Annotated in this window: 25 protein-coding genes and 1 other RNA gene; 19 read left to right on the top strand and 7 right to left on the bottom strand. The window is 34.1% G+C overall.

The genetic code is table 11. From position 1 onward, the window contains the following. Nucleotides 1-67: 67 nt before the first annotated feature. The 8 genes from tadA (at nt 68) to BW732_RS09860 (ending at nt 5500) form a co-directional block, all read left to right on the top strand. On the top strand, nt 68-565 hold the full coding sequence (tadA, locus tag BW732_RS09825) for a tRNA adenosine(34) deaminase TadA (RefSeq protein WP_077276564.1): 498 nt from the start codon (nt 68-70) through the stop codon (nt 563-565). 39 nt (nt 566-604) lie between these two features. Continuing rightward, nucleotides 605-691, top strand: an RNA gene (gene ffs / locus BW732_RS09830) — signal recognition particle sRNA small type. Between the two features lie 240 nt (nt 692-931). Then, the gene (locus BW732_RS09835; RefSeq protein ID WP_077276565.1) at nt 932-1663 is read left to right on the top strand and encodes an amino acid ABC transporter ATP-binding protein; all 732 of its coding nucleotides are present in this window, start codon (nt 932-934) and stop codon (nt 1661-1663) included. Nucleotides 1664-1681: 18 nt separating this feature from the next. Next, nucleotides 1682-2485, top strand: coding sequence for a transporter substrate-binding domain-containing protein (locus tag BW732_RS09840; RefSeq protein ID WP_077276566.1), 804 nt, complete (start codon nt 1682-1684; stop codon nt 2483-2485). Between the two features lie 13 nt (nt 2486-2498). Continuing rightward, nucleotides 2499-3143 carry an amino acid ABC transporter permease gene (locus tag BW732_RS09845; protein ID WP_077276567.1) on the top strand — a complete coding sequence of 215 codons (645 nt, stop codon included), beginning with the start codon at nt 2499-2501 and terminating at the stop codon, nt 3141-3143. 18 nt (nt 3144-3161) lie between these two features. Beyond that, nucleotides 3162-3809, top strand: a complete 648-nt coding sequence (locus tag BW732_RS09850; protein ID WP_077276568.1) for an amino acid ABC transporter permease — start codon at nt 3162-3164, stop codon at nt 3807-3809. Between the two features lie 100 nt (nt 3810-3909). After that, nucleotides 3910-4887 carry a biotin--[acetyl-CoA-carboxylase] ligase gene (locus BW732_RS09855; protein WP_077276569.1) on the top strand — a complete coding sequence of 326 codons (978 nt, stop codon included), beginning with the start codon at nt 3910-3912 and terminating at the stop codon, nt 4885-4887. A 79-nt stretch (nt 4888-4966) separates the two neighbouring features. Further along, complete coding sequence (locus tag BW732_RS09860) at nt 4967-5500, top strand: biotin transporter BioY (RefSeq protein WP_077276570.1); 534 nt, start codon at nt 4967-4969, stop codon at nt 5498-5500. Between the two features lie 33 nt (nt 5501-5533). On the opposite strand, the gene BW732_RS09865 is transcribed toward BW732_RS09860, so the two are convergent. Together BW732_RS09865 and BW732_RS09870 are read right to left on the bottom strand one after the other, a co-directional pair. Further along, nucleotides 5534-6193: a carbonic anhydrase family protein gene (locus BW732_RS09865; RefSeq protein ID WP_077276571.1), complete on the bottom strand. Its 660-nt coding sequence runs from the start codon at nt 6191-6193 to the stop codon at nt 5534-5536. A 106-nt stretch (nt 6194-6299) separates the two neighbouring features. After that, nucleotides 6300-6683 (bottom strand): YbgA family protein, encoded by a 384-nt coding sequence (locus tag BW732_RS09870; RefSeq protein ID WP_077276572.1) that lies wholly within the window; start codon nt 6681-6683, stop codon nt 6300-6302. 118 nt (nt 6684-6801) lie between these two features. On the opposite strand from BW732_RS09870, the gene BW732_RS09875 reads away from it, so the two are divergent. The 3 genes from BW732_RS09875 (at nt 6802) to BW732_RS09885 (ending at nt 10320) form a co-directional block, all read left to right on the top strand. After that, on the top strand, nt 6802-8598 hold the full coding sequence (locus BW732_RS09875; RefSeq protein ID WP_077276573.1) for a glycerophosphoryl diester phosphodiesterase membrane domain-containing protein: 1797 nt from the start codon (nt 6802-6804) through the stop codon (nt 8596-8598). A 117-nt stretch (nt 8599-8715) separates the two neighbouring features. Next, nucleotides 8716-9513, top strand: coding sequence for a formate/nitrite transporter family protein (locus BW732_RS09880; protein ID WP_077276574.1), 798 nt, complete (start codon nt 8716-8718; stop codon nt 9511-9513). 93 nt (nt 9514-9606) lie between these two features. Continuing rightward, complete coding sequence (locus tag BW732_RS09885) at nt 9607-10320, top strand: HAD family hydrolase (RefSeq protein WP_161485554.1); 714 nt, start codon at nt 9607-9609, stop codon at nt 10318-10320. Nucleotides 10321-10372: 52 nt separating this feature from the next. Here the strand turns inward: BW732_RS09885 and BW732_RS09890 are convergent, their stop codons facing one another. The 3 genes from BW732_RS09890 to BW732_RS09900 all read right to left on the bottom strand — a co-directional run bounded on the left by BW732_RS09890 (nt 10373) and on the right by BW732_RS09900 (nt 14095). After that, nucleotides 10373-12106 carry an ABC transporter permease/substrate binding protein gene (locus BW732_RS09890; RefSeq protein ID WP_077276576.1) on the bottom strand — a complete coding sequence of 578 codons (1734 nt, stop codon included), beginning with the start codon at nt 12104-12106 and terminating at the stop codon, nt 10373-10375. Continuing rightward, complete coding sequence (locus tag BW732_RS09895; protein ID WP_077276577.1) at nt 12099-13331, bottom strand: quaternary amine ABC transporter ATP-binding protein; 1233 nt, start codon at nt 13329-13331, stop codon at nt 12099-12101. The genes BW732_RS09890 and BW732_RS09895 overlap by 8 nt, the downstream gene beginning before the upstream one ends. A gap of 125 nt (nt 13332-13456) precedes the next feature. Then, on the bottom strand, nt 13457-14095 hold the full coding sequence (locus BW732_RS09900; protein ID WP_077276578.1) for a GntR family transcriptional regulator: 639 nt from the start codon (nt 14093-14095) through the stop codon (nt 13457-13459). A gap of 148 nt (nt 14096-14243) precedes the next feature. Here BW732_RS09900 and BW732_RS09905 point away from each other — a divergent pair, with 148 nt between their 5' ends. The 6 genes from BW732_RS09905 to BW732_RS09930 all read left to right on the top strand — a co-directional run bounded on the left by BW732_RS09905 (nt 14244) and on the right by BW732_RS09930 (nt 21104). Beyond that, nucleotides 14244-14864: a sugar O-acetyltransferase gene (locus BW732_RS09905; protein ID WP_077276579.1), complete on the top strand. Its 621-nt coding sequence runs from the start codon at nt 14244-14246 to the stop codon at nt 14862-14864. 104 nt (nt 14865-14968) lie between these two features. Continuing rightward, nucleotides 14969-15388: a CopY/TcrY family copper transport repressor gene (locus BW732_RS09910; protein ID WP_228414934.1), complete on the top strand. Its 420-nt coding sequence runs from the start codon at nt 14969-14971 to the stop codon at nt 15386-15388. Nucleotides 15389-15403: 15 nt separating this feature from the next. Continuing rightward, nucleotides 15404-17863, top strand: coding sequence for a heavy metal translocating P-type ATPase (locus BW732_RS09915; protein ID WP_077276580.1), 2460 nt, complete (start codon nt 15404-15406; stop codon nt 17861-17863). Nucleotides 17864-18154: 291 nt separating this feature from the next. Further along, a complete protein-coding gene (locus BW732_RS09920; RefSeq protein WP_077276581.1) occupies nt 18155-18922 on the top strand; it encodes a (Fe-S)-binding protein in 768 nt (255 codons plus the stop codon). Continuing rightward, nucleotides 18922-20388 carry a LutB/LldF family L-lactate oxidation iron-sulfur protein gene (locus tag BW732_RS09925; RefSeq protein ID WP_077276582.1) on the top strand — a complete coding sequence of 489 codons (1467 nt, stop codon included), beginning with the start codon at nt 18922-18924 and terminating at the stop codon, nt 20386-20388. The genes BW732_RS09920 and BW732_RS09925 overlap by 1 nt, the downstream gene beginning before the upstream one ends. Then, entirely contained in the window at nt 20388-21104 is a 717-nt protein-coding gene (locus BW732_RS09930) for a LutC/YkgG family protein (protein WP_077276583.1), read from the top strand. Before BW732_RS09925 ends, BW732_RS09930 begins: the two co-directional genes overlap by 1 nt. A gap of 55 nt (nt 21105-21159) precedes the next feature. Here the strand turns inward: BW732_RS09930 and apf are convergent, their stop codons facing one another. Beyond that, nucleotides 21160-21726, bottom strand: a complete 567-nt coding sequence (gene apf / locus BW732_RS09935) for an aggregation-promoting factor (RefSeq protein ID WP_077276584.1) — start codon at nt 21724-21726, stop codon at nt 21160-21162. 429 nt (nt 21727-22155) lie between these two features. On the opposite strand from apf, the gene BW732_RS09940 reads away from it, so the two are divergent. Then, a complete protein-coding gene (locus BW732_RS09940) occupies nt 22156-22959 on the top strand; it encodes a hypothetical protein (RefSeq protein WP_077276585.1) in 804 nt (267 codons plus the stop codon). Nucleotides 22960-23007: 48 nt separating this feature from the next. Here BW732_RS09940 and BW732_RS09945 read toward each other — a convergent pair whose 3' ends face one another. Next, nucleotides 23008-24927, bottom strand: a complete 1920-nt coding sequence (locus BW732_RS09945; RefSeq protein WP_077276586.1) for a heavy metal translocating P-type ATPase — start codon at nt 24925-24927, stop codon at nt 23008-23010. Nucleotides 24928-25401: 474 nt separating this feature from the next. Between BW732_RS09945 and BW732_RS09950 the strand changes: the two genes are divergently transcribed. Further along, nucleotides 25402-26211, top strand: a complete 810-nt coding sequence (locus BW732_RS09950) for a TrmB family transcriptional regulator (protein ID WP_077276587.1) — start codon at nt 25402-25404, stop codon at nt 26209-26211. Nucleotides 26212-26214: the final 3 nt, after the last annotated feature.

Below are 26214 nucleotides of genomic sequence, written 5' to 3' on the forward strand. Positions count from 1 at the left end.
ATAGTGTAACATAAGACCGATAGATTCGACTATGATGTTGACAAGATAATCAAGGGGGATTTAGCGAATGACGCAATCAACTATGACAACTGAGCAAAAAGAGTATTTTATGCGTGAAGCCTTAAAGGAGGCTCATAAAGCACAATTACTTGATGAAGTGCCGATTGGAGCCGTGATTGTTCTAGATAATCAAATTATTGGACGTGGGCACAATGTCCGAGAATTATCACAAGATGCTACCACACATGCAGAATTATTAGCGATTAAAGATGCCAATCGTCAACAAAAAAGTTGGCGATTAGAAGATGCACAGCTATTTGTAACATTAGAACCATGCCCAATGTGTTCTGGCGCTATTATTTTATCACGGATTAAAGAAGTTTATTATGGTGCCAAAGATCCTAAAGCTGGTACTGTAGATAGTTTGATGCAATTACTTAGCGATTCACGATTTAATCATCAATCTGTTGTTGAATCGGGTATTTTAGAAAACGAATGTAGCGAATTATTAACTTCATTTTTTAAAGAACTCCGAAAAAGAAAAAAGAAACAAAAAAAAGACTAGCTTTCTATGTGAAAGTTTAGTATAATAAATCTTGCCGAAAGGCTAGGACAATGGTAGGCTCGCTAAGCGTGTCAGATCTGGAAGGAAGCAGCACTACGTGGGTGCTACCATGTGTCTGATTTAAGTAATAGTATAGCTAAGTCAGAAATGGCTTATTTTTTTTATAACTAAACATTAGAGAGTACAGCTAATTTTTTGTCATAAATTAATTTTTTGGCAGAATGAGTGGGTAGTCTCTATTTTTTTGTTTTTAAAAGTAGGTGAGATTATTCTGTAAACTTATGCTTACCTTTACAAATGAGAACTAAATGGTATAAAATATAAATAATTAAAAAATAATTAGAAAAATGAGAAAGAGGTAAGGGCATGATATCATTCAAACAAGTTGAGAAATATTACGGGGATTTCCATGCACTAAAAAATATCAATTTAGATATTCAAGAAGGAGAAGTAGTGGTTGCGATTGGGCCATCTGGTTCTGGGAAGAGTACAATGTTACGTTGTATCAATGCACTTGAAGAGATTACAACAGGCGAGTTAGTTGTTAATGGGGTCAATATTCATGATCCGAAAACTAATCTGAATGATGTCAGAAAAAATTTGGGAATGGTTTTTCAACATTTTAATTTATACCCAAATATGACGGTATTAGAAAATGTTACATTAGCACCACTGAAAGTATTAAAAGAAAGTCCAGAAGTAGCCGTTGCAAAAGCTGAGAGTTTGCTTGAACGGGTTGGTATGTTAGATAAAAAAGATAGTTATCCTAATCAATTATCTGGGGGACAACAACAGCGTATTGCAATTGCGAGAAGTTTAGCCATGTCACCTGATGTGATGCTATTCGACGAACCAACGTCAGCATTAGACCCGGAAATGGTTGGAGAAGTACTTGATGTTATGAAGGCTCTAGCAAGTGATGATGGTATGACAATGATAGTTGTAACGCACGAAATGGGTTTTGCACGAGAAGTTGCTGACCGAGTTATCTTTATGGCTGATGGAGAAATTCTTGAAGATTCAGAATCAGAAGCTTTCTTTGATAATCCACAAGAGGAACGCGCAAAACAATTTTTAAGTAAGATTATTAATCATTAAGAAAAAGGAGGCTATCCTATGCGAAAAAAAAGAACGATTATATTGTTACTGAGTTTATTAATTATGTCGGTCTTAATGATTGGTTGTGGTCGCAAAAAGTTATCTGACAAAAGCACATACGACCGAGTAAAACGCTCCGATACAATTGTCTGGGGTGTGAAAAATGATACAAAATTATTTGGTTTAATGAATATTGATACCCGACAAGTTGAAGGATTTGATATTGATATTGCTAAAGCACTAACGAAAGAAATTTTAGGGTCACCAGATAAAGCAAAATTTGTTGAAGTCACATCTAAAACACGGATTCCATTACTAAAAAATGGTAATATTGATGCGATTATTGCCACTATGACAATTAGTGATGAACGTAAGAAGCAAGTTGATTTCTCAGATATCTATTTTAAAGCAGGACAATCTTTGTTAGTAAAAAAAGGTAGCGATATTAAAAGCGTGGAAGACTTAACAGGTGAAAAAACCGTATTAGCCGTAAAAGGTTCAACATCAGCTGATAATATTCGTAAAGCGGCTCCTAATACAAAAGTCTTAGAGTTAGAAAATTATGCAGAAGCTTTTACAGCACTTCAATCAGGACAAGGTGATGCGATGACGACCGATAATAGTATCCTAATGGGAATGGCTGCTGACAATCCTAATTATGTATTAACAGGTGGTAATTTTACGAATGAGCCTTATGGAATGGCTATTAATAAAGATCAGAAATCTTTTCAGGAATCTCTAAATAAAGCACTTGAAAAAATTAAATCAGACGGAACGTATAATGCGATTTACCGTGAATGGTTTGATAAAAATCCAGAGTAAAGGAGGAATTTAAATGATAGAAATTTGGTCGAATTATCATAATGCTATTTTTGAAGGTTTAAAAGTGACCATCGTAGCTAGTCTAATTGCCTTACTATTTAGCTTAATTATTGGTACAATTATGGCGATTTTTCAAGTGGCCCCTAAAAAAATTTTTAATCGCATTGGAGAAATCTATGTAAATTTTTTTAGAAATATTCCCTTAATTATCATTGTCATGTTTTTCTTTGTTGTCTTACCAATCTATGGTTTCAGATTTAGTGGTATTACATCAGGAACGATTGGTTTAACACTATATACGTCGGCATTTATTGCTGATACCGTTCGTGCTGGGATAGAAGGAATTCCAAAAGGACAATTAGAAGCGGGCTTATCATCAGGATTGAGTTATGTCCAAGTCATGCGCTACATTATTTTACCACAAGCCTTTAAATTAGTTATTCCACCTTTAGGTAATCAATTTATTAACTTAGTAAAAAATTCTTCGATTTTATCCATTGTGACGGGAGCTGACTTAATGTATCAAGGTGACTTAATTGCTAGTACAACGTTTAATACATTAGGTACGTATACTTTAATAGGTTTATTCTATTTAATTCTGACTATGCCGCTTTCCTATCTAATGCGCTATCTAGAACATCGCCTAGTTCAAAATTAAAGAAAGGAGACCTTTATTATGGCAGAAGCATTTACGTTTTCAAATTTACGTTTTATCTTTGATGGTTTATTGGTCACCTTAGAAGTGGCAGTTGTTTCGATTATATTGAGTTTTATTATTGGAGGCATACTAGGAATTCTTCGTTATTTAAAAATTCCAGTGGTTTCCATTATTGTGGGTTTTTTAATTGATGTTGTTCGTAATCTACCGCTACTTTTGATTATTTTCTTTACTTATTTTGCTTTACCACAAATCGGTATTCAATTTAGTATTTTTTGGTCAGCAGTAGTCGCAATGACAATTTTTGAATCCGCCATGCTATCAGAAATCATTCGTGCTGGTTTATTAGCTGTTCCTAAAGGTCAGATAGAAGCGGGGCGATCGACTGGTCTAACAGGTTTGCAAACGATGCGCTACATTATTTTTCCACAAGGAGTTAAGTTGATGGTACCACCAATTGTTAGCCAATTTGTTTCTCTAGTCAGAGATACTTCTCTAGCTGTGGTGATTTCCTTACCAGAGTTAACACATAATGTAAAAATAATTTATGCTCAAAAACCAACAACAGTTTTACCCATGTTTTTAATTATGACAATTTGTTATTTTGCAATTTGTTATTCATTGTCTCGCTTCTCAAAACGTTTTGAATTAAATTATGTGAAATAAAAAAAATCCGTGAACAAATTTTATTTGTTCACGACTCTCTCTTGGGTTAAATTTGTTATAATAAAAAAGTCATGTAAATGAAAAGACAAAGGAGTTTTTTATGAAGACAAAAGATTACGTATTGGATTATCTAGAGCAAAATAAAGGGACGTATGTTTCTGGAAGTAAAATTGCGGAAGAATTAGGTCTGTCACGAAATGCTGTTTGGAAAAGTATCAATGTTCTTAAAAATGAAGGCTTTCAAATTAAATCAAAAACCAATAATGGTTATTGTTTACTTGAAGAATCAGATAAATTAACGACTAGTGGAGTAGCACATGGACTAAATCCAACATTTAAAAATTTGCCTCTGTACCTTTTTGAAACAATTGATTCAACTAATAAATATGCCAAAGAATTGGCTATTGATGGTATCCCAAATCGCACAGTTGTTTTAGCCAATGAGCAGACTAATGGACGTGGTCGATATGGGAAAACTTTTGAGTCACCAGCTGATACAGGAGTTTACATTAGTTTGATTTTAAAACCAAGTGAGTTTCAAGCATTTAACTACAGTTTACTGACATTGTATACAGCGGTCAGTATTAGACGAACCATTTTTCGTTTAACTGGTAAAGAATTAGGAATAAAGTGGGTAAATGACTTATTCTTAGGTGATAGGAAAATATGTGGTATTTTAACAGAGGCCATTACAAATATTGAAAATCAAGAATTTCAGTGGTTAATTATTGGAATTGGACTAAATGTATCTACTGAATCAACTGATTTTTCAGACGATGTGAAAAACATTGCGGGATCTTTATTTATGGATGAAGAACCGACTGTTTCACGTAATGAGTTAGTTGCGGGAATCATTAATGATTTATTATCTGGATTAAATGAATTAAATGAAGAACAACTTATTGCTGAGTATGACCGTCATTTATTATGGAAAAATCAACAAGTCACGGTTTATCAAGGTAATAGTCAGAGCCAAGGGTTTGTACGAGGCATTAATCAACAAGGTCACTTACTTGTTGAAACGGAAACTGGAGATTTAAAGGCATTATTATCAGGTGATGTTAGCATAAAAAGATAATTGTCACCCTATGTAAAAAAAAAGTTGACAAGCGGTACTTTTTTATTTTATACTGTAAAAAAGTAAAGGAGTGGTCAACTTGTCTCGATTTTCAACGTACCGTATTAGTTCAATTGGTTTATTTGTTGCCATTATAATTGTACTATCCCAAATTAGTATTCCAATGCCTTATGGAGTTCCTATGACATTACAAACATTAATTATTCCAATTGTAGGTATTATTTTGGGTAAGAAAGATGGTACGATTGCGACAGGTTTATATTTAATTTTAGGTTTAATTGGGCTACCTGTGTTTGCTGGTTTTTCTGGAAGTGTGATGTCATTTATCGGACCAACTGGTGGATTTTTAATTAGCTTTCCATTGATGGCATATTTGGCTGGAATGTGGTCAGAATCTGGTAATAAAGTTTTTATCGGCTTGATTTTAGGTTCAATTATTAATAGTGTATCAGGAATGTTATTTTTTAGCTTAGTAACTAAAAGTAGTTTGCAGGTTGCATTTTTCGCTTGTGTTGCGCCATTTATTTTGACATCTGTCATTAAAGTAGTATTAAGTGGTCTACTAGGTATTCGCTTAAAAAAATTAGTGACATATCGAGTGAAATCAGTTTAGTTAGCTTAATAAACTTAAAAAAAGAATTTGAGTCTAAGACTCAAATTCTTTTTTTAATATGTGGCGACCATATAAGGGTTGTCTTTTACGATGGTTATGGTCATACCATTTAGTAATTTCAGATAATTGTCTATGAGAAATGGAAACGACTTCGGGCATAACATACCATTCGACATTTTCAGTTAGCGGAGGGGTCGTTAGTGACCCTAAATAATGATAAAAGCGACGATTTTTAGGTAATAATCGTTCTAAATAGATTGGCTGATTGGCTTGTTTTTTTGTTATCATTAACGTTATAATTTGTTCAAAGACTGGATTTTCTTCACCAATATCGAATAAAATACCAATCACAGCATTTTTACCATTTTGAGCCTGATGAACAAAATGAAGTTCAAGAGGATAATATTGATCGTTAATTGTATGCTCACTATGGGCATGAAAGTGAAATTGTTGTAGATGAAATAGTCGGCCGTTGATACGTGCTGTTCCTTTAACGTTACCCTGGATAGCAAATCCTGTATCGACCATTTCATCAATAGTTGTTTCATAATTTAATATAATGTCTCCTGCATCTTCCATTACTTCAGCAAGACTGTCATCAATGTTAATAGGTGATTGAGACATCTCAGTATGGAAACACCAATCATGTTGCTCATGGTAGTTCCATTCTAAGTCTTGATTTAACCGTTTCATGTAAATATCACCTCAAAAAGTTTTTTTTATCATACCTCAAAAAGATAAAAAAAAATAGTAGAACGCTTGTGAACGACATCGTTTATCCGTTAACATACGGATATTTCTAAATAAATTGTGGGAAAAGGAGTGAGCTGTTTAAAAGATAATCTATTTGATAGATAATACTTAATTGAGCTAAAAAAGGTTTCACTTCATCATTTGTTAGCGACAGAGTATTTAATAAAATTAAAAAGGTCTCTTTTTCTTCTTTAGTAGCGACTTTTTTAAAATAACCCCAAATGTGTTGATAAGCATTTTTTAGTGAGCCGATAGTTGCTGGTGTGTTCAGAGCATCCTCAATTAAGTAATGAAAGGTCGAATTTTTTTCTTCTGACCACTGATTGTATTTAAATAATTGCCTGATTTGTTGATAATGTTTTTGAGAATGAGCCATGACGTCATACTTGTAGTAAGCCCATAAATTTTGAGCGTTAGTAAGATTTTTCATTTTGAGTCCTCCAAAATATTCATTAGTCGATTATAGTGTACCCAATTTAATAAAAAAAGTATAATTGAGTTAAAAGAAATTGCAATGATTAAAATGATAGTAAGGGTGTGTTTTATTTATGAAAGAGTTACTAAATAATTTTCGGCGAACGCGCCATTTTTTAGCAGGGACTAAAGCCTATTTTAGAGACGTTGTATTGGTGCATTTACTAATTATTTTTGTTTTAACTCCATTTTTAGCGAGTACGACTCAATTTATTCTAAACCAAGGAGGAATCGCCTATATTTCTTATGATAATTTTGGGGATATTCTAATCCATCATCCGTTGGTATTTATTGGCTTGATTAGTATTTTGTTATTAATGATATTGCTTGTCTTTTTTGAATTTACTTTTTTAATTCAGAGTATTTATTTTATTCAGATTAGGCAACCAGTCTCTCTTAAACAATTGATATATGGGACATTTCAACAAGTTAAGAAATTAAACTTGGGTAAAATTGTCTTCTTTTTCTTTTATTTCTTTTTGATTTTACCAATTAGTGGTATTAAATTTAATACCGAATTACTATCTAAGCTAGAAATTCCAACGTTTATCTTAGACGTGATTTTTGAAAATCGGGTACCGATTATTGCTCTTGTGATTGCTAGTTATATTTTACTAGTATATTTAGCTATTCGTTTAATTTTTGCTTTACCAGAGATGATTTTTAATGATTGTGGATTTAAAGAAGCTATTCAAAAAAGTTGGCGTGAAACGAAAAATAATTTTTTACGGATCCTTATGCAGTTTGCAGTAATTATGGGAAGTATCAGTTTATTAACTGTTTTATCTTATACGTTAATTATCTTTTTACAAGCATTTATTGAAACTAGCTTTACAAGTTACAGTTTAACAAGTGCGACTGTTTTAATGACGATTATGCAATTTGTTTGGTTACTAAATACAGTTTTATCAACAGTTGGGATCTTCTTTGTAATCATTGATTATATGGAAAACCATCATTTCCTACCAAAGCCACCAAGGTGGTATCGCCTAGAATCAAAAGCGACGACACGGTTTAAATGGTTTAAAATTGGTGCTACTTTAATATTATTTATCGGTCTGTTTGCTACTATTGGCTTGGCTAATCAAGACTATTTGAAGCAACCAGGACAAGACCACCCGTTAACGATTTCACATCGTGGAGTTGACAATCAAAATGCTGTTCAGAATTCAATTGAAGCTCTTAAATTGACCCATGAGACTAGCCAACCAGATTATGTTGAAATGGATATTCAAGAAACAAAGGATCATCAGTTTGTAGTCTATCATGATTTTAAATTGAAAGCATTAACTGGTATTCCAAAAAAACCGTATGAGATGAATCTAGCTGATTTAACGAAATTGACAGTCACAGAAAAGGGACAATCTGCTCGGTTGGTCTCTTTTGATGATTATTTAAAGGTGGCTAATGAGATTGGTCAGAAGTTATTAATCGAGTTTAAAACAACTAAACACGATAGCCCTGATATGGTTAAAAGATTTACTGAAATGTATCGTGAAAAAATATTGGAAAATGGTCACATTTTTCAAGCACTTGATTTTGATATTGTAGAAAAGCTTAAATTAGAAGGTTCTAATTTTTATGTTGGTTATGTAATGCCTTTTAGTATCGTAGGACCACCCAAAGGATTGATGGATTTTTATTCAATCGAATACACTACATTGAACACAAATTTTATCACATCTGCCCATAATGAAAATAAAAAAGTTTATGTTTGGACGCCAAATGATGAGGATACTATGTCTCGAATGATGTTTTATGGCGTTGATGGAATAATTACTGATAGAGTAAAATTATTATCAAAAGTGATGCGTCAAGATCAAGTGTCTTACTCTGATAAAATGTTATATTTATTGATAGGTATTGGATAGTTCTCATCTTTTCCTTAGATTTTTGATTCATTAAATTATGAAAGTTCTCTTTACATTTTGAAAATTTGTCGATAGAATGTCAATGTAAGGGTATAAAAAGTCTAAGGAGAAGATTTAATGAAAACCAAATCACCAATGTTTGAGAAAATTGATAGCACGCTGTTCAAAAAAGTTGAGTTATTAGATAATAACTATGCGCGCTATGCTGTTAGAGCAATTTTAGCCTGTTTATTTTTATCTTTGGGAACAGCTATTGCATTCTCAGTTGCTATTTATGGCGAAAAAGTATCACCTGGAATAGGTAAATTTTTGTATGCTTTCATGTTTAGTTGGTCGTTAGTCATGATTCTTTATATGAATGCAGAATTAGGGACATCTAACATGCTATATGCAACTGCAGGCGTTTATCGTAAGCAAATCACTGTGTCAAAAGGGATGAAGTTATTATTTACCTGTGTATTGTTTAATTTAATTGGTGGCGTTTTGTTCGGTTATCTACTTTCATTAACAGGACCATACCAAAACATGCCAGCTGATAACTATATGTTTAATGGAATTGCTGCGAAGTTAGCAAAACCATCTTTACAAGTATTTGTTGAAGGGATTTTTGCTAATGTAGTTGTTAATACGGCTGTGTTAGTGAGTCTAAGAATGCGTGACGATGCTGGTAAAGTTATGGCAATTATTTTTATTATTTCAATTTTTGCTTTCTTGGGTTATGAACACGTTATTGCTAATTTCCCTGCTTTCTCACTTGCTTATTTTGCTTCTAACGGTGCAATTGAAGGGATGAATGCTTTAAATATTACGCGTAATCTTATTTTTGCTTTTTTAGGTAATTATGTCGGTGGTGGGTTATTGATTGGTCTAGTATATTCTTGGTTGGATAAACAAGGAACAAGCTACGTTGACTAATAAAAATTATTTGTTCACTTTTTCGTTAAAGTGAACTTTTTTATGTTAATTTGTGTAAATAAGTTTAAGAATAGCATAAGTGAGGGGCCAGTTATGAAAACAATTGTTTTTGATGTCGATGATACGTTGTATGATTTAATGACACCTTTTAAGAAGGCTGTCCAGAGAGTTTTTTCAGTAGATTATCAGCTAGAGGATATAGAGCAATTATTTCAATATTTTCGGTATCATAGTGATTTACTTTTTCCAGATACAGAGACGGGGAAGTTACCTGTTGAAAAAATGCGCATTAAACGAATCATGTTAGCGTTTGATTCTATCAATCAACCAATTAATCAACCACTTGCGGTGTTGTTTCAAGAAGCTTATGAAATCGAGCAAGCCCAAATCGAGTTAGATCCAAAAATGTTGGAAGTTTTGTCATGGCTAAAGCATCACAATATAAACATGGCAGTTTTGACTAATGGTCCAGCGCAGCATCAAGCACTGAAAATTAGTCAGCTAGGTTTAAATCAATTCATTCCATGCCAACAAATTTTTATTTCAGAGGAAGTTGGCTTATCTAAACCGGATCCGCGTGTTTTTCGGTATATTGAAATGGTACTAGGATTGAGTCAAGCTCAAGACATTATTTATATTGGTGATTCTTTTGAAAATGATGTTATCGGTAGCCAGTCAGCTGGGTGGCAAACAATTTGGCTAAACAAGTATCGGAAAAACAGGTCTAAACACAATTATCAACCTAATTATGAATTAACAAATGGTAATTCTTTATTAGAACTCTTAAAAAAATTAATTAGTCAGTAAAAATAGATAAAAAAATAAAGCCACTTCACAATTTTTGAAGTGGTTTTATTTTTTATTTTGTCCATTCAGATACTTTATCTTGGTTTGCTTTAATCCAATCTTTTGCTGCGTCAGATGGATCTTTGCCATTATTAATATCTAACATGACACTTTCCATATCATCAACAGTCCAATTAAAGTTTTTCAAGATTTTATAGGCATCTTCGTTATCTGTTTTAAAATTTTTCCGTGTGACAGTATTAATTGTTTCTTCGCCACCCATTGCTTGTTTTGGATCGTCAAGATATTTTAAATCATATTTTGAAAACATCCAGTGTGGCGACCAACCAGTAATAACAATTGGTTCTTTATTTTTAATCGCTTGACCAAGTGCAACGGTCATGGCACCTGAAGAAGAAGTTTCGACAGACCAATCACTTAAGTTAGGATAGGCTTCAACGGTTTTATTAGCAGCGTCGACAACACCAGCACCGGGCTCAATTCCAACAATTTTCTTATCAGCTTGATTGGATAAATCGTCAATGCTAGAAACATCCATATAACTTGGAACAACTAAACCAACTTTTGCTCCAGATAAATTACTACCTAATAAATCAATTTGATCTTTGTATTGATCATATTGAGCTTTATGTGTTTTAGGTAACCAAGCAGCTACCATCGCATCAGCCTCACCATTTGCGATTGATTGCCACATGATAGCATTATCAAGTGGTGTGACGTTAACATTAATCCCTTGTTCTTTCATAACTTCAGCAACAACGTTAGTTGAAGCGACTTCAGTATCCCATTCAACATAGGCTAAGTTAACTGTATCTTTTTTATTATTGTTTGCCATTAGAGAACTGCCAACGCCTAGAGCAATAATTGCTAAGGCAACAACTCCACCAATAATACGTTTCTTTTTCTTTTGTTCAGGTGAAGTAGCAGTTTTAGTCGTTGCTGTCTTAGGACGGTTTAATTTTTGCGTAAACCGGTCAATAATAATGGCTAAGATAACTAAAGCAACACCATTAACAAACCCATTACCAACTTGTGCACGTTGTAGGGCAGACAATACACCACGTCCTAAACCAGGTGCACCAATCATAGAGGCGATAACAACCATAGATAAAGCAAGCATGGTTGTTTGGTTGATACCAGCTAAGATAGTACTTTTAGCCAAAGGTAATTCTAATTTAAACAGTTTTTGTGAACCAGTACTACCAAAGGAATCAGAAGCTTCTACGAGTTCTTTAGGTACTTGACGAATACCTAAATTAGTAAAACGAACTGTTGGTGGAAGAGCAAAAATCACGGATGCAAATACACCAGGAACCATACCAATACCAAAGAAGGCAACGGCTGGAATTAAGTAAACAAACCCTGGCATGGTCTGCATAAAGTCAAGTATAGGTGTGATAATTTTTTGTGCTTTATCACTTTTAGCCATCAGAATACCAAGAGGTACCCCGATAATAATTGAGACTAAACTTGAAATTAAGACTAAGGTTAAGGTACTCATTAACTCATTCCAAAGACCTTGATTGTAAATAAATAGTAAGCCAATTAGTGAGAAGCTTGCTAATCCAAAGCGTCTATTAGAAAGCATGAAGGCCCCAATAGTAATAATCGCTATAAAAATTAGTGGTGGAACAATCAACAGTAGATTTGTTACGCCATCCATTAAGCCTTGTCCAAATGACTGTAGAAAAGAGAATAAGCCAGAAAAAGTGTTGGTTAACCATTCTGTAAAGGACTCGACCCAGTTTGCAATTGGTAGTTTACTCATCAATAATAAATTATTCATTAATTATCACCTCTTCAATTATAGTATCTGTTGATGTGACATCACTTGAGTTATCAGCTGTTGCGAGAGCTTCAATTACAGCCCCGCGGATAATGACCCCAAGGAGTCGATTGTTTTCAACAACGGCTAAAGGTGTAGGTGAATCATAAATAATATTAAAGATATCACTAACTAACATATCTTTAGAAACAGTTGCAATATTTGGTTCAAGTACGTCTAATAAACTTAGTTTTTCTTTACGAGCGCGTACAGCATCATCAGCTGTAATCAAGCCGCGGAATTGTCGTTTTTTATCAACAGCCATTAGCATACTGACTTCTTCACTACGCATTTTAGTTAAGGCAACAGTTGGACCATCAACATCAATATTTGTGGTCAAAGCAGGTACCATAATATTTTGTGCTGTCAAGACTTTCGAACGATCAACATCTTCAACGAATTCACGGACATAATCATTGGCTGGATTGGTTAAAATTTCTTCACCAGTTCCAATTTGCATAATTTGACCATCTTTCATTAACGCGATACGATCGCCAATTCTTAAAGCTTCATTTAAATCATGGGTAATAAATAAAATTGTTTTTTGTACAGTTGATTGTAAATCTAATAGCTCATCTTGCATTTCACGACGGATTAATGGATCGAGTGCTGAGAAGGCTTCGTCCATCAATAAAATCTCGGGATCATTTGCTAACGCGCGTGCTAAACCAACACGTTGTTGCATCCCGCCAGATAATTGATTAGGATATTGGTCTTTAAAAGAAATCAATCCAGAATTTTCAAGTGCTTTTTCTGCACGTTGAGTTCTTTCTTCTTTAGAGATACCTCGAACTTCTAAACCAAACTCAGTATTTTCTAAAATTGTTCGATGAGGAAAGAGCCCAAAGTTTTGAAAAACCATGCTCATTTTATGGCGACGTACTTCTAATAATTCCTCTTTGTTCATTTGAGATACATCTTGTCCATCAATAAAAATTTGACCAGATGTTGGTTCAATTAGACGATTAATTAAACGAATCAATGTTGATTTCCCACTACCGGAAAGTCCCATGATAACGAAAATTTCTCCTTCATTGACATCAAAGTTGACATCGTAGACACCAACTGTTGCACCTGTTTTATCTAATATATCATTTTTTGACTGTTTTTCTTTTACCATTTCTAACGCAGCGTGTGTGCGTTTGCCGAAAACTTTGGTTAAGTTTTTTACTGATATTTTTTCCATACACAACTTCCTTTCTGAAAATTACTTGAATATTTTTGTGTTTTTCCAAGTGACCACACTAATATATCATGGTATGGTCACTTTGTCAAAAAAAAACACACAACTTTTTTTGAAGTTGTGTGTTGTTAATTAATGCCATTAGGATAAAAGAAATTGGTTAGACGCTGCTTTGTGTACTCATCACCAACAAAATATAAGGTATCATTTTCAGTAATCATTGCGTAAGGACCAGGCGATAGAAGCATATCTTCTTCATGTTTGATAGCAATTATCGTAGCAGATGTTTCTTGCCATAAATGCAAATCACTAAGACTTTTATCTAAATGGGCAGCAGTTGCTGTTAAGGTTAGTTCATATGGAAGGAATTGATTCTCAGTATGAACTTGTTGTGTTTGACTAACAAGTTCATCCAATAAATGAGTTAGTTCAGTTAATTCGGCTTTTTGTTGATTGATCCGACTGACAATATCAAGTTTTAAATCCTGTAATGACTGGACATTCGCGTATTGGCTTAAAAAATCTTCCGCTCGTTCTTTGGAAGCCACTTCAACACCGCTTCCGTGCTTGACGCTAACAATATTTAAATCGACTAAGACATTAATTGCTTTTCGAGCAGTCTCAGCTGAAACGCGAAATGAATTGGCTAGAGTGGACCGCGCTCGTAGTTTTTGGCCAACGGGATATTGTTCGCTCGCAATCCGTTCAGCAATGGCAATTGCGACTTGTTGATATTTTGGTAATTTATCTTTTGCAACGTGTGACACTATCAGCACCTCCTAAGTAACTACTTGTTATCAAATATAGTACAAGAAGCTGCCGAAATATGCAAAGTAAATTTTTTATTAGAAGGGCTTGCTAAATTAATAAAAACCTTTATAATAAGGTGATTATCAAAATAGGGGGAATAAATTAATGTCAGAATACCAACGCATGATTCAAGAAAAATTATATTTTGCTAGAAAAATTGAGCAGAGTAAACGTTCAGCCACTAGTCAAGATTTAACTCAAGAAATCAATCGTACTAAATATACTGATCCAGAAAAAATCAGTACACTATTAAAACAATTATTTGGAAAAACTGGTGAGTCTGTCTATGTTAGTCCACCTTTATATGTTGATTACGGCTTTAATACCTATGTTGGTGAAAATTTTTACGCTAATTCGGATTGTGTCTTTTTAGATGTTGCTGAAATTCATATTGGGGATAATGTTATGTTGGGACCTAAGGTTAGTCTACTTACGCCTGGCCATCCAATTGATGCAGGTGTTCGTACACGCGGTTTAGAGTTTGGTAAGAAAATTGTTATTGGTAACAATGTGTGGATTGGCGGTTGTACAGTTGTTAATCCTGGTGTGACAATTGGTGAAAATAGTATTATTGGTTCTGGTTCTGTTGTGACGAAAGATATCCCTGCAAATGTTATTGCTGCGGGTAATCCTGCTCGTGTGATTCGCGAGATTACTGAGGCAGATAAGGCCTATTGGGAAGCGGAAGAGCAGCGTTATTATGAAGAAACTGAAGGAAGTAATTAATTAAGTTGACAAATGTAAACCTAAGTGATAATGTAGTAGATGAACTTAGGTTTATATTTTTTATTTAAAAAGTTTACAAATGTAGTCTAAAAGGAGGGCTTAATTTGGAAAGTATTTCAAATGCTGAGTGGGAAATCATGCGTGTTATTTGGACAAAAGAAGAAACAACGAGTACTGAGATTAGTCAAGTCTTAGGAGAAAAATTAAACTGGAAACCTTCAACAATTAAAACACTTTTGACGCGTTTAGTTGATAAAGGCTATGCCGTAACTAAACGTGATGGGAAACGTTTTATTTATAGTAGTTTAGTGAGTGAAAAAGAGGCATTTAGCTTAGAAATGAAAAGTTTATTAACTAAGATATGTAACCGCCAAGTTGTGGACGTTTTGAGTGATGTCATTGCTGAGCAAGTCTTAAGTCAAACGGATATTGAGCGCTTAATGACGCAATTAATTGATAAACAACAAAATGCACCATCTAGTGTTCCTTGCCAATGTATCCCCGGCCAGTGTCGCTGTCATTAAGAAGGAGGAAAAAGAATGGAAGAACATAAAAGCTATCAAGTAAATGGCATGAGCTGTGCCTCTTGTGCGCAAAGAATCGAAAAAATAGTTCAGAAACAGCCTAGCGTCAAAGAAGCATCGGTTAATTTAGCAACTGAAACACTAACATTGACTCGGGATGTATCTGAGATAAGTGATGATGAGTTACAGAAAATAGTACATGAAGCGGGTTATGAATTAGTTATACCCAAGAATCAAGGTAGTTATCAAATTGAGGGAATGACGTGTGCTTCTTGTGCGCAAACCATTGAGAAAGTTGTTGCTAAATTACCAGGTGTTTCAAGTGTATCAGTTAATTTGGCTACTGAAAAAATGGTAGTTGATTATAATCAAGCGATTACATCCACTCAAGATATTATTAAAGCTGTTCGAGACAGTGGATACGATGCGAAAGATGATATAACAGCTGTATCTGAGGAGCAAGTAAATCGTAAAGAACAAGAAATAAAAAATATGTGGCGTCGGTTTTGGTTGTCAGCATTATTTACGATTCCACTATTATATATATCTATGGGACATATGATTGGCTTGCCTTTACCGAATTTTTTACATCCTTCTCATCATGCTTTAACGTTTGCATTAGTACAATTGGTGTTAACGTTACCTGTAATGATTATTGGACGTAAATTTTTTACTGTTGGATTTAGCGCGCTTGTTAAGGGACATCCGAATATGGATTCACTTGTTTCACTAGGTACTAGTGCGGCGTTCTTATATAGTTTATATGCAACATTTCTTATTGCCCAAGGGCAAACAGATTTTGCAATGCAATTGTACTATGAATCGGCTGCAGTTATCTTAACATTAATTACTTTGGGAAAATATTTTGAAGCAGTTTCAAAAGGGAAGACATCGGAAGCAATTAAAAAATTGATGGGTCTAGCGCCTAAAACAGCACGTTTAATTCGAGATGGCAAAGAAACTGAGACACCAATTCAAGATGTTGTAGTGGGAGATGTCTTGCTAGTTAAACCTGGTGAAAAAATACCTGTTGATGGAACGATTATTCAAGGAACAAGTGCAGTTGATGAATCGATGATTACAGGAGAAAGTTTGCCAGTTGATAAAAAAATTGGTGACAATGTGGTTGGTGCAAGTGTTAATCAGACTGGAGCATTTCAATTTAAAGCAACTAAGGTTGGTAAAGATACGACGTTAGCACAAATTATTACTCTTGTTGAGGATGCTCAGGGATTGAAAGCACCAATTGCCCAACTTGCTGATAAGGTTTCTGGTGTTTTTGTTCCTGTGGTGATTATTTTAGCGATATTATCTGGTTTTGCATGGTTAGTGTTAGGTCAAGAATCTTGGATCTTTGCTTTAACAATTACGATTTCGGTTTTAGTTATTGCTTGTCCGTGCGCGTTAGGTTTAGCGACACCAACAGCGATTATGGTTGGGACTGGTAAAGGTGCTGAAAATGGTGTTCTGATTAAAAGTGGTGATGCTTTAGAGATGACCCATAAAGTTAGTGCGATTATTTTTGATAAAACGGGGACAATTACAGAAGGACAACCCAAGTTAACCGATGTGATAGCGACTGCAGCAGTTTCCATGGATGATATTTTAATTATTGCAGCCTCAGCAGAACAAGGGTCTGAACATCCTTTAGGTAAAGCCATTATAGAAGGTGCCAAAGATAAAGGCTTGAATTTAATGACGTTAGAGCATTTTGATGCACTTCCAGGACATGGTATTCAAGCGACACTAGATGGTGTTACCTATTATTTAGGAAATAAAAAATTGATGAGTGACCAACAAATTGCTAGTGTCGAAGCTGAAGACATGGCTAATCAGTTAGCAAATGAGGGTAAAACACCAATGTATATAGCAACGACAAATGAATTAATCGGCATTGTTGCAGTTGCTGATACAATTAAACCAAGTAGTCAAGCGGCAATTCGCGAGCTTCAAAAAATGAATTTAGAGGTTGTAATGATTACTGGTGATAATGAGATAACAGCACAAGCAATAGCCAAACAAGTTGGAATCCAACATGTATTGAGTGATGTGTTGCCAGAAGATAAAGCGAATGAAGTGAAAAAATTACAAACTTCAGGAAAAAAAGTAGCTATGGTTGGAGATGGTATTAATGATGCCCCAGCATTGGCACAGGCTGATATTGGGATTGCTATTGGATCTGGAACTGACATTGCAATGGAATCAGCTGATATTGTTTTAATGAGAAGTGATTTGATGGATGTTCCAACAGCGATTGAGTTAAGCCATGCGACGATTCGTAATATTAAAGAAAATCTATTTTGGGCATTTGCTTATAATATTTTAGGTATACCTGTTGCAATGGGAGTTTTATATCTGTTCGGTGGCCCATTGTTGAATCCAATGATTGCTGGTGCAGCGATGAGCTTTAGCTCAGTATCTGTCTTACTAAATGCTTTACGATTGAAACGATTCAAGCCTTTTAGTCATAAATAGCAGTATTAACTCATTGTTAATTATAATTATTATAATTAACAATGAGTTTTTTTATTTTAAAAAAATAACTGATTTGATGAATTAGTTTGTCAAAACATACATTTTTGTACTTTATTGTTGTTTTTTATCACATAAAATTATTCTGATGATAAAAATGAGTTATTAATAACGATTTATTTGTGAGAAAATATTTATTTGAGATTAAAAAAATGGTAAAATAACTTATGTAATGAATAATTATTCTAATTAATTTTTGTTTAGTTTAAATTAATTACCATTAGGAGGTAAACAATGAAAGTAAGTATATTTACTAGTTGTGTCGTAGACTTAATGTTCCCTGACGTAGGTATTGCCATGGTTGAGGTTCTTGAACGTTTAGGTTGCGAGACTGATTTACCTGATAAACAAGTATGTTGTGGACAACCAACATTTAATAGTGGTTATGAAAAAAGAAGTTATGCGACATTAAAAAATCAGATTGACGCGTTTGAAGGCGCAGAATATGTCGTTGGTGGTGCGGGTTCTTGTGTTGGTATGTTGCGAGAATACCCGGAATTATTAAAAGACGATCCTGAATACTATGAAAAAGCAGTTGCGCTAGCTAATAAAACGTACGAGTTTAGTCAATTTATTTATCGTGTCTTGGGGGTAAAAGACGTAGGCGCGTGCCTAGAAGGAAAAGCAACCTACCATCGTTCTTGTCATATGACTCGAATATTAGGCGAACGTGAGGCACCATTTGTTTTATTAGATTATGTAGAAGGTTTAGAAATGATTCCGTTACCACATATTAATAATTGTTGTGGTTTTGGTGGGACATTCTCAGTTAAAATGCCCGAAATTTCTGAAGAGATGGTTACCGAAAAAATGCATGATGTACTAGATACAGGAGCAGAAATTTTAATTAGTGCCGACATGGGTTGTTTGATGAATATTGGTGGTAAGTTTAATCGCGATGGTCACCCAATTAAAATTATGCACATTGCTGAAGTATTAAATAGCCATGTTGACCTCAACCGAATGGAACAACCGATGTTAATTAGTGGGGAGGGTCAATAATGGGATTATCAACAAGTACGAAGCCGTTCAATGAGCGACTTGTAGAAAGTAAAAATGATAAATTTATGCAAAAAGCCGTCGCTAAAGCTCAAGATATGCAATGGGAAAAACGTGAAGGTGCTCGCGATGCACTTGGTAATTGGCAAGAGTGGCGTGAGTTAGGAGAGAAAATTCGACAACATACCATTAATTATCTGCCTGATTATCTTGAACAATTCAGTAATAACGTGGCAAAACAAGGTGGACACGTATTCTTTGCACAAACTGGTGAAGAAGCACAAGAATATGTGAAAAAATTAGTTATAGAGAAACAAGCAAAAAAAATTGTTAAATCAAAATCAATGGTCACAACGGAAGTTGATATTGATCCAATGTTGTTAGGTCTTGATGACGTTAATGTAATGGAAACAGATTTAGCTGAGTTTATTTTACAAATGGATGATTGGGATGAACCGTCACACATTGTCTTTCCGAGTATCCATAAAAATCGTGAACAAATTCGTCAAGTTTTCGAAAAAAAATTAGGGTACAAAGGCGACAATGAACCTAAGAATCTTGCCAAATGTGCCAGAGAGGTCATGCGTAAATTCTTCTTAGAGGCCGATTTAGGGATTACGGGCTGCAACTTTGCTATTGCTGATAGTGGTATGATTAACTTAGATACTAATGAAGGGAATGCCGATTTAACTATTAGTATTCCCAAAACGCAAGTTGTTTTAATGGGGATGGAGCGTATTGTTCCATCAATGAAAGAAGCCGAAGTCCTTGATAACTTACTAGCGCGAAGTGCAGTAGGACAAGTTTTAACAACTTATTGTACGTTTGCTGGTCGTAAAAATGCCGATGAGTCAGATGGACCAGAAGAATTCCATGTCATTATTTTAGATAATGGTCGTTCTAATGCATTGGGTACAGTCTTCCAACCGGTATTACAATGTATCCGATGTGGTTCGTGTTTAAATGTCTGTCCAGTTTACCGTCATATTGGTGGTCAAGGTTATGGTTCAATTTACCCAGGTCCAATTGGTGCAGTTCTATCACCGATTTTAGGTGGTTATAAGCAATACAAAGAATTACCATACGCATCTAGTCTCTGTGGTGCTTGTACTGAAACTTGCCCGGTAAAAATTCCACTTCATCAATTATTGATTGAGCATCGTAAGGTCATGACCGATGATTTAAACATGCAACATGGATTTGATGATGTTCAAATGAAAGTAATCGGGAAAGGTACGTCATCGCCAGGTTTATTTAAGATGGCATTACATCTAGCACATGGTGGAATGGGGGCATTAAGTAAGAAAAAGGGAATCAAAGTTCAAAATATGTATCGTTATGGTGGCTATATTAATAAAGGCCCTGGCATGATCAAAGGATGGACTGATGTACGTGATCTGCCACGCCCACCGAAGTATAAGGATAGTTTTAGAGCGTGGTATAAAGAACATAAAGAAGGTGACAACTGATGACTGAGGAAAGAATTTATCAGCGTGATTCATTTTTAAAAAACCTACATGCTAAACTTGGAACAACTCCACAATCAGTTACCGCTCATCCGTTTAAGCCATTGAATGAGTTACCTGAAACAACTTTGGCAGATAAAACGCCAGATGAGTTGATGATAGTTTGCCAAGATCGTGCATCACAAATTGGTGTCGAGTTATTTGAAACAACAACAAAGAATGTTTCTCATCTATTGAAAGATATCATAGAGGAGTGTCATGGTGGTCCGCTAATGTTGCCGTCTTCACCAAATTTTGAAAATCCAATGTTTGATTTATTTAAAGAAACATATTCCGATTCGATTCATTATTGGAAACAAGGTGAAGTTTATCGTGAAGAGAATATCGCCACTGCCCAAGCAGCGAATGTATCAATTGCCTTTGCGGAATTTCTATTAGCTGAGTCCTGTTCAGTAGTTGTTGAAACGTCTGCTGAACAAGGTCGGACGCTACATTTCCTACCGAATTATTATATTTCACTAATTCCCAAAAGTAGGTTGGTTCCAAGAAGCACACAAGCTGCTAAATATTATGATGAAAAAATAAAAGCCAATGAGAAAATTGGCTCAGCCATCCATTTTATTTCAGGTCCATCTAATTCTGGAGATATTGAGATGCAATTAGTCACAGGATTACATGGTCCAGTTAAAGTTTTTTATATTGTATTAGAAGATATATAGACAAAAAAACTCACTGATTTTTTCAGTGAGTTTTTTGTCTATAAAAGTTTATTTGTTAATACCAGCCATTATTCATCCAGAATGATTGAGCATTTTCCCATGAACCATAACGATCAGCAACATATTGATCTGCTACACGTTCTTGGTTTTCAATAGAATGATCACCATTTAAGTAATTCGGGTCTAACTGGTAACGTCCAACATGGTAGCCATTTGATGCATTGTAGTCGCCACCAGATTCACGTTGTGCAATCCATTCTTTGGCGCTAGAACTTTGCCCTGCATAACTACTAGTTTCTTGTGTTGTTGTTTCTTGTACGGGTTCAGAGTAAGTTTCAGTTGTTTGAGTGTTTTCAACTGGTTGTGCTGGTTGAGTTGGTGCTTCAGAACCATCCGTTTTAATCGTTAATTTTTGTCCAACGTGGATTAAATGTGCATTTTGGATATTATTATCAATGGCAATTTTATCAATGGCACTATTGTTACCAAAGTACTTAGTTGAGATAGCAGATAATGTATCTCCAGACTTAACAGTATATATAGTATCAGCAAATGCTTGTGAGCTAAAAAGTAATCCGACAGCGACAGTTGTTCCTAAAAATAATGTTTTTAGTGATTTCATAATAATTAAAATCTCCCCTATTAAATTAATTAATTGTCGTTCATCTCGACTGACATAACTTTAACACTTAAAAATATTTCGTAGGTAAAAAAAGGACTGACATTTAGTGACAAAATAGTCAGTTTATGTAACAAAAACTCAGATTTAGACATATTTTTAATTTGTCACTAGATTCATTTAATAATATAAAAAATATTTTTTTGACTAATATATATAATCTATTTGTATTTATTTATATCAAAATAAGTAATTAATACTATATTTAACATAGGTAAATTGAGTGTTAAAGATTACAGTTATTACTAAGATTTCGTTAATGACATCTATTTGTATTGCAAAAAGATAAGCAAATTAGTAAAATCAACTGTAAATCTGATATTATTCAAGTGAATTAAAAGGTATAATTAAATTAGAAGGGCGGGTGATGGCATGATTGTTGATTCTAATTTACCGATTGAACGAGATCGCTTAAAAAATCGTTTTATTCGTTTAGTGAAAGAAGATCGCGACATTTTAGCTTGTTTTTTTGCGGGGTCAATAGGTAGTCATAATGAAGACAATTATTCAGATATTGATGCGAGAATTGTTGTTAAAGAAGGTGTTAATCGAAAGAAAAAGCAGTTAGATATTATTCATACAATTGGTGAATATCTATTTATTGAAACAATTAAAGAAAACTATTCAATAATTCATTATTCAACTTTTATTAAGTTAGATTTATTTGTTTATACTGAGTCAAGCTTACAGCCGAGTTTATGGTTAAAAGATATTATTATTATTAAAGATGATAATGGTTTAGTAGAGCGTGTGTGGGAATATTCAAAACCCCTTCAGTATAAAGTGTCGCAAGAAGATTTTGATCTCGTACTAAATAAATATTATGCGAATTATTTTGAATTATATCGTTGTTTAAAACGTGATGAAATAAATCATTTAGAGTTTATATCTTTGGCACTTAAACAAAGTCTAGTCTCTATGTGGTATATGGCTAAAGGTTATTGCCCGAATCAATTACTTGATTGGAGTAAATATGAGGGGAAACGCTCGGAATTATCACACTTAGAAAAAGCTTTTTTAGCGAATTACACACCTTTAAATATTAACGAATTAGCTGATTTCACGAAAGAAATTAGTATTTTAATGTTGGAAGCGTGTGAAAAGGTAGCTGTATATAATAATTTATCATTTTCGAATGATGTCTTTAGACGCGTTCACAAGCGTATTGTTTTTTAAATAAAATAGACCACACAAATCAAACGATTTGTGTGGTCTATTTTATTATTAGTCTTTTTTCAATGGGTTTAACAAGCGCAAGCCATTAAATAAGACGACGAGTGTGCTACCTTCATGTACGATGATACCAATCGGTAACGTAATATTTCCAAGTAAATTAATAATAATTAATGTGAGAACGACACACATTGCAAAAATAATATTTTGCCGAACAATTTTATCGAGTTTTTGAGATATTTGATAAGCGTATTTTAATTTTAGTAAATCATTTTTCATTAATACAACATCGGCAACGTCAATCGCTACATCTGTCCCGTTTCCCATAGCAATACCGATATCAGATGTCACTAGAGCAGGAGCATCATTAATGCCATCACCAACCATTGCGGTATCGCCATAAGTTGCTTGTAGTTGATGTATGATGGCCGCTTTATCTTCTGGAAGCACGTTACCAAATACTTCATCAACACCGACTTCTTTTGCAATTGATACACCAGTTTTCTCGGAATCGCCAGTAATCATTGCAGTATGAATACCAGAATCTTTAAGATAATTAATCACATCTTTTGCTTGTTCATTTGGGACATCCATCATAGCAATTAAGCCAATAGCTTGTTGGTTTTTTGCAACGAAAACGACAGTCTTACCTTCATTAGCGTATATTTCATGTTTCTCTAATAAACTTCTAGGCACTTCGTTGAATTGCGTTGGTTTGCCAATTTCGTATGTCTCATTATGATAAGTGGTGATTAATCCATGACCAATTTGATTATCAACTTCTATTTCAAGCATCTGTGTGGGAGTAAAGTAATCTAGGATGGCATTAGCCAGTGGATGATTTGACTGCTTTTCCATTGCAACCACGACATTTAAAATAGTATCCATTTCGTTTTTCATCTCAGAGATAATGTATGTATCAGTTACTTTTGGTATTCCCATTGTCAATGTTCCTGTTTTATCAAAGGCTATCGCTTTTATTTGAGACAAGTTTGATAGAAATGCGCCTCCTTTAAATAGAACACCTCGTTTAGCTAAATTTGAAATAGCTGATAGTGTAGCCGGAATATCACTGGCAGCTAAGGCACATGGCGATGCGACTGTCAGAAAGACCATTCCTTTATAAAAACTTTCGTACCAGGAGTAATCAAGTAATATAGTAGCAAGAACAATATATAAAGGAATAATTATCAAAACAGCTGTCACATACTTAGGTTCAAACCGTTTGATTCTAGTGGCAGTTTTAGATAAATTGTCTTGGGATTGATTAACTAACGCGATTATTTTAGCAAATACTGTATCGGAACTAGCTTTAGTTACTGTCATAGTAAAGGTGCCATTACCATTAATCGTACTACCAAATACGGGGTCACCAACTGTTTTATCAGCTGGCATACTTTCACCATTAATAGAAGATTCATTGATTGTTGTGGTCCCATAAGTAATTGTCCCGTCTGTTGGAACTTGATCGCCATGAAGCACCTTCAATGTATCACCAATCTTTAATGATTCAACAGGAACGAGTTTGGTTGACCCGTCAAGTTGGATTAACCGAGCATCTGTCGGGTTTAATTTTAATAAACTAGTTATTTCCCGTTTGCTTTTATCTTCAACGAAATGCTCCAAGAAGTGAGCACCAGCAAAAATTAGAATGAGCAAAGCGGCTTCTCTAAAATCACCAATAATTGATGCACCTATAGCAGCCAGTGCCATAAGTACATGGACGTTAGGGGTAAACTTTTTATGTTGTTTAGTTTGATTATACGTATCAACAAAACCTTCAATGATAATATGATAGCCAGAAAGAATGAGTGTCATCATAAATAAGCTATTGCGAATAAAAGTAGACGGTATCATAAAAGCAATAACGAATGTTAATAGACCAATAAAATAAAGGATGGTAGGTAATTGTCCATGATTGTGTTCATCATGGTGGTTGTCGTTATGAGTATGTGCTTGTTTGCAAGACATTTTAGATTCCTCCTTATACATATGATCGTTTATTCATATGTATTGTAACGCATATATTAGAAGATAGCAAGTGATATATTACTTAAAAATTGAAATAAAATCACATGCTCTAGCTGTTTCTGTTTGATAAAAGAATCACGATAATAATTATTTTAACACGAAAATTAAAGGTAATCATTTATAAGTAATAATTGAGTAAGTTATCACGAACTAATGATTTATTTGATAAAAATCTTAGAAACCTAAATAAACATTGAATTTTTACTATTGTTATTTTATATTTTTTTAATAAATATAAGTATTGTACAATCAATTATTTAAGAAGATATTTTTATAATAACATTGTTCAATTTGTGTTTTTATCAATTAAAAAAGGGAAGTTAATTATAAAATAATCATAAAAATAGTTGTGAAATTAATCACTTTAGTATATAGTAGTTACTGTAGTAGCTACTAGAAATTGAGGTAAGAAATATGGAAACGATTATACAAATAATGAAGAAATATAATTTTTCAGAAATGGAGACACTAGTTTACATCACTTTGCTTGAAAGAGGTGCTTTAACTGGATATGAAGTGAGTAAACAATCGGGTGTTGCTCGATCAAAAGTGTATAACATTTTAGAAAAATTATTAAAAAAAGATTTGGTTATCGTCAATAAATCAGAACCAAAGTTATACTGCGCATTACCAGCAGAAGAATTTATCAGTCGTCTGGAGGAAGAAACCACACGAGATTTACAACTACTAGATCGACAACTGGGTAATATTAAAGAGTATGAAGAAGATGAGATGCTATGGAAATTAGAGGGCTATGATAACTTATTAAAAAAAGTTGGCTTTCTTATTGGACAGACACAATCGAGTCTCCTAATGCAGATTTGGGTTGAGGATTTGTCGCCTGAACTTGTAAAGGCTTTATTAACAGTTGAGCAACGAGTTTCTCAGTTCGTGCTAATTGTTTTTAGCCGTGATAAAGTTTATGATTTACCATTTAAAAAATATTATCGACATGGGTTTGAAGATGAAAAGCTTCAAGATTTTGGTACACGTTGGATTAATCTTGTTGTTGATGAAGTAGAAGTGATATTTGGGACAATTGATGACACGAATAGTAGTATTGATGTGACATTAACCAGAAATCAAGCGATGGTAAGCTTATCAAAAGAGTATATAAAACACGATGCGTATACTTTGAAAATTATAGCTGATTTACCGAAAGAATTACAACAGAAATATGGAGAACATTTTGAAAAAGTAAGATCAATATATTGGGAGGAATAGACA

Source organism: Vagococcus penaei, from assembly GCF_001998885.1.
In the GTDB taxonomy this organism is placed as follows: Bacteria; Bacillota; Bacilli; order Lactobacillales; family Vagococcaceae; genus Vagococcus; species Vagococcus penaei.

What these genes read in the sequence shown, in the direction of transcription:
- BW732_RS09880 (WP_077276574.1), top strand. Translation starts at nt 8,716, where the DNA reads ATGAAAACCAAATCACCAATGTTTGAGAAAATTGATAGCACGCTGTTC.
- BW732_RS09940 (WP_077276585.1), top strand. Translation starts at nt 22,156, where the DNA reads ATGATTGTTGATTCTAATTTACCGATTGAACGAGATCGCTTAAAAAAT.
- BW732_RS09950 (WP_077276587.1), top strand. Translation starts at nt 25,402, where the DNA reads ATGGAAACGATTATACAAATAATGAAGAAATATAATTTTTCAGAAATG.
- BW732_RS09870 (WP_077276572.1), bottom strand. Translation starts at nt 6,683, where the DNA reads ATGAAAAATCTTACTAACGCTCAAAATTTATGGGCTTACTACAAGTAT.
- BW732_RS09920 (WP_077276581.1), top strand. Translation starts at nt 18,155, where the DNA reads ATGAAAGTAAGTATATTTACTAGTTGTGTCGTAGACTTAATGTTCCCT.
- BW732_RS09930 (WP_077276583.1), top strand. Translation starts at nt 20,388, where the DNA reads ATGACTGAGGAAAGAATTTATCAGCGTGATTCATTTTTAAAAAACCTA.
- BW732_RS09865 (WP_077276571.1), bottom strand. Translation starts at nt 6,193, where the DNA reads ATGAAACGGTTAAATCAAGACTTAGAATGGAACTACCATGAGCAACAT.
- BW732_RS09875 (WP_077276573.1), top strand. Translation starts at nt 6,802, where the DNA reads ATGAAAGAGTTACTAAATAATTTTCGGCGAACGCGCCATTTTTTAGCA.
- BW732_RS09855 (WP_077276569.1), top strand. Translation starts at nt 3,910, where the DNA reads ATGAAGACAAAAGATTACGTATTGGATTATCTAGAGCAAAATAAAGGG.
- BW732_RS09840 (WP_077276566.1), top strand. Translation starts at nt 1,682, where the DNA reads ATGCGAAAAAAAAGAACGATTATATTGTTACTGAGTTTATTAATTATG.
- BW732_RS09885 (WP_161485554.1), top strand. Translation starts at nt 9,607, where the DNA reads ATGAAAACAATTGTTTTTGATGTCGATGATACGTTGTATGATTTAATG.
- BW732_RS09895 (WP_077276577.1), bottom strand. Translation starts at nt 13,331, where the DNA reads ATGGAAAAAATATCAGTAAAAAACTTAACCAAAGTTTTCGGCAAACGC.
- apf (WP_077276584.1), bottom strand. Translation starts at nt 21,726, where the DNA reads ATGAAATCACTAAAAACATTATTTTTAGGAACAACTGTCGCTGTCGGA.
- BW732_RS09925 (WP_077276582.1), top strand. Translation starts at nt 18,922, where the DNA reads ATGGGATTATCAACAAGTACGAAGCCGTTCAATGAGCGACTTGTAGAA.
- BW732_RS09915 (WP_077276580.1), top strand. Translation starts at nt 15,404, where the DNA reads ATGGAAGAACATAAAAGCTATCAAGTAAATGGCATGAGCTGTGCCTCT.
- BW732_RS09905 (WP_077276579.1), top strand. Translation starts at nt 14,244, where the DNA reads ATGTCAGAATACCAACGCATGATTCAAGAAAAATTATATTTTGCTAGA.
- tadA (WP_077276564.1), top strand. Translation starts at nt 68, where the DNA reads ATGACGCAATCAACTATGACAACTGAGCAAAAAGAGTATTTTATGCGT.
- BW732_RS09850 (WP_077276568.1), top strand. Translation starts at nt 3,162, where the DNA reads ATGGCAGAAGCATTTACGTTTTCAAATTTACGTTTTATCTTTGATGGT.
- BW732_RS09845 (WP_077276567.1), top strand. Translation starts at nt 2,499, where the DNA reads ATGATAGAAATTTGGTCGAATTATCATAATGCTATTTTTGAAGGTTTA.
- BW732_RS09835 (WP_077276565.1), top strand. Translation starts at nt 932, where the DNA reads ATGATATCATTCAAACAAGTTGAGAAATATTACGGGGATTTCCATGCA.
- BW732_RS09890 (WP_077276576.1), bottom strand. Translation starts at nt 12,106, where the DNA reads ATGAATAATTTATTATTGATGAGTAAACTACCAATTGCAAACTGGGTC.
- BW732_RS09945 (WP_077276586.1), bottom strand. Translation starts at nt 24,927, where the DNA reads ATGTCTTGCAAACAAGCACATACTCATAACGACAACCACCATGATGAA.